Origin of the sequence: Geodermatophilus africanus, assembly GCF_900107105.1 — a bacterium.
Lineage (GTDB): Bacteria > Actinomycetota > Actinomycetes > Mycobacteriales > Geodermatophilaceae > Geodermatophilus > Geodermatophilus africanus.
This window is the reverse complement of sequence record NZ_FNOT01000010.1, coordinates 11,942-24,602: the sequence shown is the minus strand read 5'-3', so window position 1 is coordinate 24,602 and position 12,661 is coordinate 11,942. Positions and strand designations below refer to the sequence as shown.

Sequence of the window (12,661 nt, the reverse complement as noted above, 5' to 3'; positions counted from 1 at the left end):
CCTGCGCGAATGCCGCCTGCTACACGTTGAAGCGGAACTCCACGACGTCGCCGTCCTGCATGACGTAGTCCTTGCCCTCCATGCGCACCCAGCCGCGGGCCTTGGCCTCCTGCATGGAGCCGGCCTCGACGAGCTGGCCGTACGAGACGATCTCGGCCTTGATGAAGCCGCGCTGGAAGTCGGTGTGGATGACGCCGGCGGCCTGCGGGGCGGTCGCGCCGACCGGGACGGTCCACGCGCGGGCCTCCTTGGGACCGGCGGTCAGATAGGTCTGCAGGCCGAGGGTGGCGAAGCCGATGCGGGCGAGCTGGTGCAGGCCGGGCTCCTCCTGGCCGATGCCGGCGAGCAGCTCGGCAGCCTCGTCGTCGGGCAGCTCGGCGAGCTCGGCCTCGATCTTGGCGTCCATGAGGATCGCCTCGGCCGGCGCCACAAGGCCGCGCAGCTCGGCGATGAGCTCCTCGTTGGCCAGCTCCTCCTCGTCGACGTTGAAGACGTAGAGGAACGGCTTGGTCGTCAGCAGCGTCAGCTCGCGCAGCGGCTCGGGGTCGACGCCGGCGGAGAACAGCGTCCGCCCCTCGTCGAGCACCTTCTGCGCGTCGAGGGCGGCAGCCAGCAGGGCGGCCCGCTCCTTGTCCTTGCGCGACTCCTTCTCCAGCCGCGGGATCGCTTTTTCCAGCGTCTGCATGTCGGCGAGGACCAGCTCGGTGTTGATCGTCTCGATGTCGTCGGCCGGGCTGACCTTGCCCTCGACGTGCACGACGTCGGGGTCGGTGAAGACGCGGATCACCTGGCAGATCGCGTCGCTCTCGCGGATGTTGGCCAGGAACTTGTTGCCCAGGCCCTGCCCCTCGCTGGCGCCGCGCACGATGCCGGCGATGTCGACGAACGACACCGTCGCCGGGATCGTCTTCTGCGACGAGAACAGCCGGGCCAGCTCGTCGAGGCGGGGGTCGGGCACCCCGACCACGCCGACGTTCGGCTCGATGGTGGCGAACGGGTAGTTCGCCGCCAGGACGTCGTTCTTGGTCAACGCGTTGAACAGCGTCGACTTGCCGACGTTGGGCAGCCCGACGATGCCGATGGTGAGACTCACGCGCACTTCCTCGCTTCGCTCGTCGTCCGCGTTCGTCGGACTGCTGTGCTCATGGCCGAGCTCGCTCGGGCACATCCAGCCTACGGGCCCGCCGGGCGGCCCGGCCCCCGCCTCGGGACGGCGCCGCCGGATCGGGCACCGGCCGTGCCAGGCTCGTCACCCCGCGCACCGGCAGGCCCCGTTGACCCCGCCCGCCCGCCCGACACGCCACCGCGACCGGTCCGCTGCCGGCCCACACCCGCGTGGCCGTCGTCGGCAGCGGGTTCTCCGGCATCGGCACGGCGGTCGCGCTGCGACGGGCGGACATCGAGGACTTCGTCGTCCTCGAGCGGGCGGGCAGCCTCGGTGGCACCTGGCGGGACAACACCTAACCGGGTGCGGCCTGCGACGTCCCCAGCCACCTCTACTCGTTCTCCGCCGCACCCAAGCCGGACTGGTCGCACGTCTAGGCCCGCCAGCCGGAGATCCGCGGCTACCTCGAGCAGGTCGCCGCCGACGCCGGCGTGCTGCCGCGCCTGTGGTGCGACACCGATGTCCTCGCCGGGCGGTGGGACGACGACGCGCTGGTGTGGCGGCTGGAGACCAGCCGCGGGCCGCTCACCGCCGTGGTCCTGGTCAGCGGCTGCGGCGGCCTGGTCGAGCCGCACCTGCCCGAGGTCCCGGCACCGCGGACTTCCGGGGCCCGTCGTTCCACTCCGCCCGCTGGGACCACGCCGTCGACCTCACCGGCAAGCGCGTCGCCGTCGTCGGCACCGGCGCCTCGGCCGCCCAGTTCGTGCCCGAGCTGCAGCGGACGGCGGCGCGCGTGGTCGTCTTCCAGCGCACGCCCCCGTGGGTCATCGCGCGCGCCGACCGCGCCCACACCCCGCGCGAGCAGGCCCTCTTCCGGCGGCTTCCGGCCGCGCAACGGCTCGTGCGCACCGGCCAGTACTGGAGCCGGGAGGCCCGGCCGCGGGCGCTCATCGGCGGCGGGTTGCTGCGCCGGCTGTTCGAGCGGCAGTCGCTGCGCACCCTCCAGCGGCAGGTGCCCGACCCGGAGCTGCGCGCCCAGCTCACCCCGGACTACGCCATCGGCTGCAAGCGGGTGATCGTCAGCGACGACTACCTGCCCGCGCTGACCCGGCCCAACGTCGAGCTGGTCGCCTCCCCGGTCGCCGAGGTCCGCGCGCACTCGGTGGTCGACGCCGACGGCACCGAGCACGAGGTCGACGCGATCGTTTACGGCACCGGGTTCCGGGTGATGGACCTGCCGCTGGCGCACCGGCTCACCGGCCGGGAGGGCCGCACGCTGTCCGAGCGGTGGGCCGAGGGCGGCGCGCAGGCCCACCGGGGAACGACGGTCGCCGGCTTCCCCAACCTCTTCCTGCTGCTCGGCCCGAACACCGTACTCGGCCACAGCTCGGTCGTGCTCATGATCGAGGCCCAGATCGGCTACGTGCTCGCGGCCCTGGGGGCGATGGAGCGGGCGGGTGCCGGCGCGCTGGAGGTCCGTCGTCCGGCGCAGGACGCCTACAACGCCCAGCTGCAGGCCGCCCTCACCGACACCGTCTGGAACGCCGGCGGCTGCCGCTCCTGGTACCGCGACGAGCACGGCCGCAACGTCACGCTGTGGCCCACGCACACCTTGACGTTCCTGCGGCAGATGCGGCGCTTCGACGCGGCCTTCTACGAGCTGCGCACCGCCCGCCGCGAGGCGGTCGTCGGGGCACGATGACCACATGACCGGTCCCGTCGACCTCGCCGCCGTCCTACGCCGGCTCGACCGGCCCTGGCAGCCCCGCACGGTCGCCGTTCTCAACGACTACGACGTGCGCGTGGTGCGGACCCGAGGCGAGTTCACGCGGCACAGCCACCCCGAGACCGACGAGGTCTTCCTCGTGCTGTCCGGCTCCCTCACCATCCGCATGGACGCCGGCGACGTCACGCTCGGCCCCGGTCAGTTGTACGTCGTCCCGCGGGGCACCCCGCACCAGCCGTTCTCCGAGCACGGCGCGGAGGTCCTGCTCGTCGAGCCCAGCGCCACGGTGAACACCGGGGACACGCCGAGCGAGCTGACCGCCGAGCGCCGCCCCGCCTGAGGAGCGCGGATGGTCCCGCCACCGGTGGACGACGAGTACCTCGACCACGTCGTCGTCGGTCCGCGCGACACCACGCCGAGGCACGTGGTCCTCGTCGACCCCGACCCCGACTGGCCGCGGCAGTACGCCGAGCACGAGGCGCGCATCCGGGCCGCGCTGGGGCCGGCCGTCCGGCGCGTCGAGCACATCGGGTCGACGTCGGTCCCGGGCTGCGGGCCAAGCCGCGGGTCGACGTCCTCGTGACCGTCGCCGACCCGGAGGCCCCGGACGTGCAGCCGGTAGCCGGCTGGAGGCCGCCGGCTACCGGCTGCACGTCCGCGAGCCCGGCCACCGGTGCCTGGTCGTCCCGGAGGGCTGCGGCCCCTCGGCCAACGTTCACGTCTGGGCCCCCGACGACCCCGAGGTCGAGCGCTGCCTCCTCTTCCGCGACCAGCTCCGTGCAGATCCCGGCGACCGCGCGCGCTACCAGGCCCGCAAGGAGGAGCTCGCCCGGCAGCTGTGGACCGACGTCAACCACTACGCCGGGGCGAAGGGTGAGGTGATCGAGTCGGTCATCGCCCGCGGCCGGGCAGCAGGCCGCGCTCCACGGCGACCATGACCGCCCCTGCGCGGTCGTCGACGGCGAGCTCGGCGGAGACCCGCAGCAGGTGGGTCCCCACCGTCACCGGCTCCCGCCCGATCCCTGCAGCGGTCAGCCGCGCGGTCGGTGCCTCGACGCGGCTCGTCGTCCACCGGTCGGTGGACGAACCTGGAACCGACTCCAGAACTGGACTGATTCCACTTTCGACGCGCGGACTCCGGTGAGGCGTGCCACGGTGGGTCGCGCGTCATGGTGTCGAGTGCGAGGGGGATCGAGTTGTCTGCTGGACCGCGTCGGGTCGGGATGGCCGTCGTCGGCCTCGGAGGAGCGGTCGCGACGACCGCCGTGGCGGGGCTGGAACTGCTCCGCGTCGGCGCGAGCGACACCTCCGGGCTGCCGCTCGCTGGAGTGGAGGTGGACGGCGTCCCGGTCGCGGAGGCGACCGGCATGGCCGACTACGCCGACCTGGTCGTCGGCGGCTGGGACCTCGATGGCAGCGACCTGCGTAAGGCCGCCGACCAGCACGGCGTCCTCGACCACCGTCAGTTGGAGCAGGCCGGGCCGTACCTGTCCTCGGTCACCCCGTGGGCGGCGGCCGGCGACGCCGACTTCTGCCGCAACGTCACCGGCGGCAACGTGGTGCTCGCCGAGACCCGCCGCGCGCAGGTCGACGCCGTACGGGCCGACCTGCGCCGGTTCCGCGAGGAGGAGCGGCTCGACGGGCTGGTGCTGGTCAATCTGGCCTCCACGGAGCGCTGGCCCGACCCGGCGGCGCCCGCGCTGCAGACGGTCGAGGCCTTCGAGGCCGGCCTGGACGCCGACGACCGCTCCATCACCCCCTCGATGGTCTATGCCTACGCGGCGATCGCCGAGGGCGTCGGGTACGTCAACTTCACCCCGTCGCTGGCCGCCGACGTCCCCGCGCTGATCGCCTTCGCCGAGAGCCGCGGCGTGCCCGTCGCGGGCAAGGACGGCAAGACCGGCCAGACGATGATGAAGACGGTGCTGGCACCGGCCTTCCGCAGCCGGTCGCTGACCGTCGAGGGCTGGTACTCCACCAACATCCTGGGCAACCGCGACGGCCTGGCCCTCGAGGACCCGGACTCGCTGGAGAGCAAGCTGCAGACCAAGGGCAGCGTGCTGGACTCGATCCTCGGCTACCCGGTCGAGGACCACGTCGTGCGGATCGACTACTACCGCCCGCGCGGTGACCAGAAGGAGGCCTGGGACGCCATCGACCTCGTCGGCTTCCTCGGCCAGCGCATGCAGGTCAAGGTCGACTTCCAGTGCCGCGACTCGATCCTGGCCGCGCCGCTGGCGATCGAGCTGGCCCGGCTGACCGACCTGGCGCAGCAGCGCGGGCAGGCCGGCGTGCAGACCCAGTTCGGCTGGTTCTTCAAGGCGCCGATGACCCCGGACGGCAGCACCCCCGAGCACGCCCTGCACCGGCAGGAGCGCGTGCTGCTCGACTGGGTCGCCGGCGCGCCGGCCGGCCGGTGACGGGCGGCTCCCCCGCCCTCGCCGCGCTCCGCCCGCTGCTGACCGAGGTCGGCGACGCCAAGCGGGTCCGTGTCGCCGACGCCCCCGGCTCGCTGGCCGAGCAGGCCTTCGCCCGCGCCTGGGGGCGGCTGGTCGCGGGCGAGGACGCGGCCGCGGTCGCGCTGTCGGAGACGGCGGCGGCCGTGGCCCGCGCCCGGCTGGCCGGCATCGACGGCACCGTGCTGCGGACGGCGGGCCTGGCCGACGACGAGGCGCTCGACGTGCTGCGCCGCGGCTTCGACGAGGTCGCCGGCCCGCTGGACGACGGCCTGCGGGCCCGGCTGCGCGCGGCCCTGCCGCTCGCCGTCCCGGCGCCGCAGCCGCCCCCGCTCGCCGAGCGGCTCAACCGCCAGCCGCGCGCCGGGGCCACCGCCCCGGGGAAGCCGCGGGTGGTCGTCGAACCGCCGGAGAGCCACGGCGACCACTGCCTGACCGTCGCGGTCTACGGCGTGCTCGTCGCCCCGGTGTTCGGCGCCGACCCGGTCGCGCCGTTCCTCGTCGGGCTGGCCCACCACCTGCACAACGTCGTGCTGCCCGACGCCGGGTTCGCCGGCGAGGTGCTGCTCGGCTCGGCGCTCGACCGGGTGATGACGACGCTGGAGGAGCGGGAGCTGGCCGCCCTGCCCGGTGCCCTGGCCGAGCGGCTGCGCGGCGTGCTGCGGCTGCGGGCGGACGCCGGTGCGCCGGAGTCGCAGGCGTTCCACGCCGCCGACGTGCTCGACCGGGTGCTGCAGGTGCACCACCACGCGCGCGCGGCGGCGTTCACCGCGTCGCAGGCGCTCGACGACCTCGAGCTCGTGCACGCCGGGCCGGTGCAGGCCTTCCACCTCGACGTCCTGGCGGCGGCCGGACTGTGAGCGGCTGTGTCGACCTGGCGGCGGCGCCGCGCGGGAGCGAACGGTGACGCTGTGAGCGCACCGGCTCCGGCGGTCCCGGTGGTCGACGGCATCCCGTACGCGAGGGCCGGGCGCGACGAGCTGCGCGCGGAGGTGGCCGGCCTGATCGCACACGGCGAGGTCGACCGGGCCCGCGTGGCGCTGCTGGCCGACGCCGACGACTGGTGGACCGAGCCGCCCCCGCCGCCCGAGCAGCTGGCCCGGGTGCCGGCGGCCGGGACGCTGCGCGAGGCGATGGCGCTGCTCGGCATGGGCCGGGTCGCCGACTACTTCGCCCACCGCTGGTCCGACCCGACCCACCTCGCGGGCCTGGCCCTGCTCCAGCAGCACTGGCCGGGGCGCAGGCCGGTCGTGGACGTCGCCTGCGGCACCGGCACGCACCTGCGCGAGCTGGCCCGCCGGGGCTGCACCGGCCTGGTCGGCGTCGACGTCGTCTGGGCCAAGCTGTGGCTGGCCCGGCGCTTCGTCTGCCCGGCCGCGCGCTACGTCTGCGCCGACGTGACCGGCGTCCCCGACCTGGACGTGCCGGCGCCGGCCTACGTGCTGTGCCACGACGCCTTCTACTTCCTGCGGGACAAGCCGGCCGCGGCCGCGGCGATGCGCGACCTCGCCGGGGACGGCGGCACCGTCGTCGTCGGGCACGCGCACGTCGCCGACCCGCACGGCGAGCCGCTGACCCCTGAGGGCTACGCCGCGGTGCTCGGCACCGACCTGCTCTACGACGACGCCGAGCTGACCGGCGCGCTGCTCACCGGCCGGCGCCCACGCCCCGCCCCGGCCGCCGACCTGCACGCGAGCGAGGCGGTCGCCCTGGTGGCCGGCGACCCGCTGTCCCCCGCGCCGGTCGACCTCGGCGAACCGCTGCCGCCGCTGCGCCGCAACCCGCTCTACGCCGACGGGGAGCTGCGCTGGCCGAGCGAGCGCTACGCCGCCGAGTACGGCCCGCGCTCGGCGTACCTGCCCGCCCGCTGGCCCGACCCGCTGCCCGCCGACGCGGCACGCCGCCGGTTGCTCGTCGACCTGCCGGAGGCGTGGTGAGCGCGCGAGATCTGCACAGTGGTGCCCATCAGCCGCTGATGGGCGCCACTGTGCAGATCTCGCCGCGGGGAGGGGCGCGGTGAGCACCGCCGTCGGGTGGGGCGTCGCCGGCTGCGGCTGGGTGGCCCGCGACCACGCGCTGCCCGCCCTCCTCGCGACGCCGGGCGCCCGCGTGGTCGCGCTGCACGACCGCGACCCCGGCGCCACGGCCCGGATGGACGTCGCCGGGCCGGCGCACGCCGACCTCGGCGCCTTCCTCGCCACGCCCGGGCTGGACGCGGTCTACGTCGCCGTCCCCAACGCCGCGCACCGCGAGGTGGTCGAGGCGGCGGCCGCGGCCGGCAAGGCGGTGCTCTGCGAGAAGCCGCTGGCCGCCGACGTCGCCGACGCCCGGGCGATGGCGACCGCCGCCCGCGAGGCCGGCGTCCTGCTCGGGACGGCGTACGACCAGCGCTGGCACCCGGCGCACGTCCGGCTGCGCGAGCTGGTTCCCGAGCTCGGCACGGTGACCGCCCTGCGGATCGTCTACTGCTGCTGGCTGCCCGCCGACTGGTCGCCCGACGGCCGGCCGCACGACAACTGGCGGGTCGACCGGACCCGGGCCGGCGGCGGCGCGGCCATCGACCTGGCCCCGCACGGCCTCGACCTGGCCGGCGTGCTGCTCGGCGAGGACGTCGTCGAGCTGCGCGCGCTGCTGCAGCGCCGGGTGCAGAACTACCCGGTGGACGACGGCGCGCTGCTCTCCGGGCGCACCGCGGGCGGCGTGCTGGTCGACCTGCACGTCGCCTTCAACACCCCCGACGCGCTCCCCCGCCGCCGGCTCGAGGTCGTCGGCACCCGCGGGATGGCCGTCGCCGTCGACACGATGGGCCAGACGGCGGGCGGGTGCCTGACGCTGCACCGGCCCGAGCCGGTCGACGTCCCGTTCGCCGACGGTTCCCCGTTCGCCGCGCAGTTCGCCGCCTTCACCGCCGCGGTCGCCGGGCACGCGCCCTGGCCGTACGACGCCGACCGCGACCTGGCGCTGCACCGCCTCCTCCTCACCACCCTGGGAGACGCGAGATGACCAACCCCTACCGCGGGCTGCTGCCCGACCTGCCCGCCTACGCCTGCACCAACTGCGGGCACTGGCAGCGCTGGCCGGCGCCCGGGCCGCTGGCCTGCCCGGTCTGCGCCGACGTCCGCAACGCGCTGCCGGAGGACGGCTTCGAGTTCGTCACGCCCGCGCAGGTCGAGGAGCTGGTCGAGGGCTTCTGCCGGCCGACCGCCGTCGACGGCGTCACGGAGTTCGGCACGCACCCGCGCTTCGGGCTGGACAGCCGCGGGTGGGTGATCGAGAGCGACGCCGGCCTGGTCGGCTTCGAGTGCGCGCCCTGGTACACCCCCGACATGCTCGCCCGGCTGCGGCGGATGGCCGACGCGAAGGGCGGGTTCGACGTGCTGGCCTCCAGCCACGTGCACGGCTACGGCGCGCTGTGGCAGCTGCAGCAGGAGCTGGAGCCGCGGGTGGTCTGCGTCGGCGTCCGGGACCTGGAGTGGACCAAGGCCTTCCGGGTCACCTGGCCCGCGGACGACGAGCTGGAGCTGGCCCCCGACCTCACCCTGCACCGCACCGGCGGCCACTTCCCCGGGCACTCGGTGCTGCACGACCGCCGCCGCGGCGTCCTCTTCTGCGGCGACTCGCTCAAGGTGGACGTCGACGAGGCCGGCGCCCCGGTCGCGCTCAGTGCGCACAAGGCCTTCCACGCGCAGATCCCGCTGTCGCACGGCGAGCTGCGCGAGTACCTGACGGTGGTCGGCACGCTGGACTTCGAGGCCGTCGCGACGCCGTTCGAGCTGGTCCGCGGGGTGACCACCGACCACGTCGTCCACCTGGTGCAGCGGCTGCTCTCCGGGCCGCCGGACGCCGCCCCCGTCGCCCTGGAGGAGCTGTGAACGCCCCGGTCACGACCGCCTCGCAGCGGTACCTGGACTCCTTCCCCACCCCGGTCGACGAGTTCGCCATCGAGGGCCTCGACGTCCTCGACGTGCCGCTGCACAGCGCCGTCCTGCCGCCGGGCCCGGCGCATCCCGGCGGCAGCGGCCTGGGCTACGGCGCCACCCGCGAGGAGGCCCGCACCGGGGCGCTCGGCGAGATGGCCGAGATGGCGCTGTCGCTGCGCGCACACCGGGGCGTCGAGCGGGAGCAGGGCTCGTTCGCGGAGATGACCCGGCGGCACGGCCGCGACCGGGTCGCCGACCCGCGCACCCTGTGCCTGGAGGCCGGCAGCGCCTACGACGACGACCGGCCCCTGCAGTGGCTGCCGACGACCCGGCAGCGGGACGGCGAGACGGTGCTGGTCCCCGCCGAGCTGGTCGCCTCCGCCCCCGACGACCTGCCCGGTGCCCCGCCGCCCGGCGGCTGGCTGACCACGGTGATCACCAACGGACAGGGCGCGGCCTTCGACGCCGAGCGCGCGGTCGCGCACGCGCTGCTGGAGGTGCTGCAGCGCGACGGCAACGCCACCTCCTTCCGCGCCATGGACACCGGCGTCGTGGTCGACCTCGCCGGCCTGCGCGACCCCGACGCCCTGGCGCTGCTCGACCGGCTCGACGCCGAGGGCATCGACGTGATGGTGAAGCTGGCGGCGACGGAGTTCGGCGTGGTCGACGTCTACGCCGTCGGCTGCTCGCGCGACCTGTCCGAGCCGGTGCCGGTCATGGCGACGGCGTGCGGCGAGGCGGCGCACCCCGACCGCGACACCGCCGTCCGCAAGGCGCTGCACGAGTTCGCCTCCGCGCGCAGCCGCAAGGCCTTCATGCACGGGCCGTTCGACGTCGTCCTGCCAGCGACCCCACCGGGCTACCTCGACTCGTGGCGCGGCGGGCACCCGCCGGAGCGGCTGGTCGAGGAGGACCGCGCCCTCGAGGCGATGCTGGCCTGGACCCGGATGGGCACCGGCGCGCTGGTCGACCTGCTGCAGGACTCGGTCCTCGCCCGCCGGGGGACCGTCGCGCTCGCCGACCTGCCGACCTGGACCGGCGACGACCTGCACGCGACCGTCACCGGGGCTCTGCACGCCGCCGGGCACGACGTGCTGGTCGAGCTGCAGCCCTCGGTCGGCGACGCGGTCGCGGCCAAGGTGCTGGTGCCGGGCCTGGAGGTCGAGACGATGTCCTACGGGCGGATCGGCGAGCGCGGCGTGCGCCGGCTGCTCGAGCGCGGCGACCCGCTGGTCGCGGTCGGGGCCGACCCGGGCGGCTGGGCGGGGGTGCACCTGACCGCCGAGGCACGAGCGCGCCTCGGCGGGCCGGCCTGGTTCGACCGCGCCGGCGCCGACCGGCGGGTGGGGGCGCTCTACGCCCTCTACCGCGAGCCCGGCCGGCACACGGTCGCGGAGGTGCTGGCCCGGTGACGACACTGCGGTACGCGTACAACACCAACGGGCTGACCTCGCACCGGCTGTCCGACGCGCTGCCCCTCCTGGCCGACACCGGCTACGCGGGCGTCGCGCTGACCCTGGACGTCGTCCACCTCGACCCGTTCGCGCCCGACGCGTTCGCCCAGGCGGAGAAGGTGCGGGCCCGCTGCGAGGAGCTGGGCCTGGGCGTCGTCGTCGAGACCGGCGCGCGGTACCTGCTCGACCCGCGGGTCAAGCACGAGCCGACGCTGGTCACCCCGGACGCCGAGGGCCGGGCGCGGCGGCTGGCCTACCTGCGGCTGGCCTGCGACCTGGCGGAGGTGCTCGGCGCGGAGGCGGTCAGCTTCTGGGCCGGCGTGCCGCGGCCGGGGGTCGGCCGCGACGCGGCGTGGGGCTGGCTGGTCGACGGCGTGCGCGCGCTGGTCGACAGCTCCGGCGGGCGGGGCGTCGCGCTCGCCGTCGAGCCGGAGCCCGGGATGCTGGTCGAGGACTGCGACGGCTGGGCCCGGCTGGCCGAGGAGGCGCCCGGGATCACGCTGGCGCTGGACACCGGGCACTGCGTCGTCGCCGGGGCGTACGAGCCGCAGGAGGCGGTCGCCGCGTTCGCCCCGCACCTGGGCACGGTCGCCGTCGAGGGCATGCGCCGCGGCGTGCACGACCACCTGCCCCTCGACCAGGGGGACGTCGACCTGCCCGCGGTGCTGCGCGCGCTGCGGGACGTCGGATACGACCGGCTGGTCACCCTGGAGCTCTCTCGCGACGGGCACCGAGCGCACGAGATGGTGCCGCGGGCGATGGCCACGCTGCGGTCGGCGGAGGAGGCGGCGTGAGGATCTGCTTCGTCAGCCGGCGCTACTGGCCGGCGGTCAGCGGGATGAGCGTCTACGCGGAGAACCTGCTGCGTGAGCTGGTCGCGCTCGGTTCCGAGGTGACGCTGGTCAGCCAGTACCGGGACGACGAGGCCGGCACCCGCGTCTACGGCGGCGGGCCGCCCCCGGCCGACCGCGTGCCCGCCGGCGTCGAGGTGGTGGCACTGCCCAGCCGCGGCGAGACCGTCGTCCCCGCCGACTGGGAGGGCGACATCGCGGAGATCGTGCGCACCGTCGTCGGCCTGCACGCCGAGCGGCCCTTCGACGTGCTGCACGCCCAGTACGGCTACCCGCCCGGCCTGGCGGTGCTGGCCGCCGCCCGCGAGACCGGGCTGCCGGCCGTGGTGAGCATCCAGGGCGGCGACGGCCACTGGGTGGGCACCTGCTGCACCATCCACGCCGAGGCGATGCGCACGGTGGTGGACTCCTCGAGCGCGGTGCTCATCGGCAGCGCCAGCTTCCGCGACGAGGTGGTGGGCAACCTCGGCAGCGACCCGGCCCGCTTCACGATCATCCCCGGGGCGACCGACACGCGGCGGTTCACGCCGGCCGAGCGGCCGCTCGGCGCGCTGCGCGAGCCGCCGGTGCTGCTCTTCCACGGCCGGGTGGACCGGCGCAAGGGCGTGCTGGACCTGATCGAGGCGCTGCCCGACGGCGTCCGGCTGGTCGTCTCCGGCATCGGTCCCGACCTCGACGAGGCGAGGGCCCGTGCCGACGAGCGGACGACGTTCCTCGGCTTCGTGCCGCCCGAGCGCGCGCCGGAGGTCTACCGCTCGGCCGACGTCTTCGTCAGCCCGACCTACAGCGAGGGGTTCAGCAACACGCTGCTCGAGGCGATGGCCAGCGGGCTGCCCACGGTGAGCACCGACAGCGTCGGGGTCGTCGACTGCCTGCGGCACGAGGAGAACGGGCTGCTGCACGCGCCCGGGGACGTCGCCGGGCTGCGGGCCGCGCTGACCCGCCTGCTGGCCGACGGCGCGCTGCGCACCCGGCTGGCGACGACGGCGCTCGAGGAGGTGCGGCGGCTCTACTCCTGGCCGGTGCTGGCCGCCTCGATCGACGACGTGTACCGGGAGGTGGTCGGGACGACGCCGTCCGACGACTGGTCGATGCCCGCGGGGGTGGACCTGACCTGCCGGTTCCGCGCGGCGGCCCACCTGCTGTGAG

General features: G+C 75.4%; 14 protein-coding genes. 13 read left to right on the top strand and 1 reads right to left on the bottom strand.

Going from position 1 to position 12,661, the window contains the following annotated elements:
- Positions 1 to 19: 19 nt before the first annotated feature.
- Positions 20 to 1,093, bottom strand: a complete 1,074-nt coding sequence (ychF, locus tag BLW63_RS17210; RefSeq protein WP_091159232.1) for a redox-regulated ATPase YchF — start codon at positions 1,091 to 1,093, stop codon at positions 20 to 22.
- A 242-nt stretch (positions 1,094 to 1,335) separates the two neighbouring features.
- Here ychF and BLW63_RS27405 point away from each other — a divergent pair, with 242 nt between their 5' ends.
- The 13 genes from BLW63_RS27405 (at position 1,336) to BLW63_RS17145 (ending at position 12,660) form a co-directional block, all read left to right on the top strand.
- Positions 1,336 to 1,464 (top strand): NAD(P)-binding protein, encoded by a 129-nt coding sequence (locus BLW63_RS27405; RefSeq protein WP_211517151.1) that lies wholly within the window; start codon positions 1,336 to 1,338, stop codon positions 1,462 to 1,464.
- A 197-nt stretch (positions 1,465 to 1,661) separates the two neighbouring features.
- Positions 1,662 to 2,807, top strand: coding sequence for a flavin-containing monooxygenase (locus BLW63_RS17205; protein ID WP_211517150.1), 1,146 nt, complete (start codon positions 1,662 to 1,664; stop codon positions 2,805 to 2,807).
- 4 nt (positions 2,808 to 2,811) lie between these two features.
- Complete coding sequence (locus BLW63_RS17200; RefSeq protein WP_091158903.1) at positions 2,812 to 3,171, top strand: cupin domain-containing protein; 360 nt, start codon at positions 2,812 to 2,814, stop codon at positions 3,169 to 3,171.
- Positions 3,172 to 3,180: 9 nt separating this feature from the next.
- The gene (locus BLW63_RS28610) at positions 3,181 to 3,414 is read left to right on the top strand and encodes a GrpB family protein (RefSeq protein ID WP_091158901.1); all 234 of its coding nucleotides are present in this window, start codon (positions 3,181 to 3,183) and stop codon (positions 3,412 to 3,414) included.
- A 43-nt stretch (positions 3,415 to 3,457) separates the two neighbouring features.
- Positions 3,458 to 3,769, top strand: a complete 312-nt coding sequence (locus tag BLW63_RS28990; RefSeq protein ID WP_091159229.1) for a GrpB family protein — start codon at positions 3,458 to 3,460, stop codon at positions 3,767 to 3,769.
- Between the two features lie 285 nt (positions 3,770 to 4,054).
- The gene (locus BLW63_RS17180; protein WP_170856824.1) at positions 4,055 to 5,251 is read left to right on the top strand and encodes an inositol-3-phosphate synthase; all 1,197 of its coding nucleotides are present in this window, start codon (positions 4,055 to 4,057) and stop codon (positions 5,249 to 5,251) included.
- The gene (locus BLW63_RS17175) at positions 5,248 to 6,147 is read left to right on the top strand and encodes a hypothetical protein (protein WP_091158898.1); all 900 of its coding nucleotides are present in this window, start codon (positions 5,248 to 5,250) and stop codon (positions 6,145 to 6,147) included. Before BLW63_RS17180 ends, BLW63_RS17175 begins: the two co-directional genes overlap by 4 nt.
- A gap of 51 nt (positions 6,148 to 6,198) precedes the next feature.
- Entirely contained in the window at positions 6,199 to 7,224 is a 1,026-nt protein-coding gene (locus tag BLW63_RS17170; RefSeq protein ID WP_091158895.1) for a class I SAM-dependent methyltransferase, read from the top strand.
- Positions 7,225 to 7,303: 79 nt separating this feature from the next.
- Complete coding sequence (locus BLW63_RS17165; RefSeq protein ID WP_091158892.1) at positions 7,304 to 8,290, top strand: Gfo/Idh/MocA family protein; 987 nt, start codon at positions 7,304 to 7,306, stop codon at positions 8,288 to 8,290.
- Entirely contained in the window at positions 8,287 to 9,159 is an 873-nt protein-coding gene (locus tag BLW63_RS17160; RefSeq protein WP_091158889.1) for an MBL fold metallo-hydrolase, read from the top strand. The genes BLW63_RS17165 and BLW63_RS17160 overlap by 4 nt, the downstream gene beginning before the upstream one ends.
- Positions 9,156 to 10,619 (top strand): YcaO-like family protein, encoded by a 1,464-nt coding sequence (locus BLW63_RS17155; RefSeq protein WP_211517149.1) that lies wholly within the window; start codon positions 9,156 to 9,158, stop codon positions 10,617 to 10,619. Before BLW63_RS17160 ends, BLW63_RS17155 begins: the two co-directional genes overlap by 4 nt.
- Positions 10,616 to 11,455 (top strand): sugar phosphate isomerase/epimerase family protein, encoded by an 840-nt coding sequence (locus BLW63_RS17150; protein WP_244522640.1) that lies wholly within the window; start codon positions 10,616 to 10,618, stop codon positions 11,453 to 11,455. Before BLW63_RS17155 ends, BLW63_RS17150 begins: the two co-directional genes overlap by 4 nt.
- Positions 11,452 to 12,660, top strand: a complete 1,209-nt coding sequence (locus tag BLW63_RS17145; protein WP_091158887.1) for a glycosyltransferase family 4 protein — start codon at positions 11,452 to 11,454, stop codon at positions 12,658 to 12,660. Before BLW63_RS17150 ends, BLW63_RS17145 begins: the two co-directional genes overlap by 4 nt.
- Position 12,661: the final 1 nt, after the last annotated feature.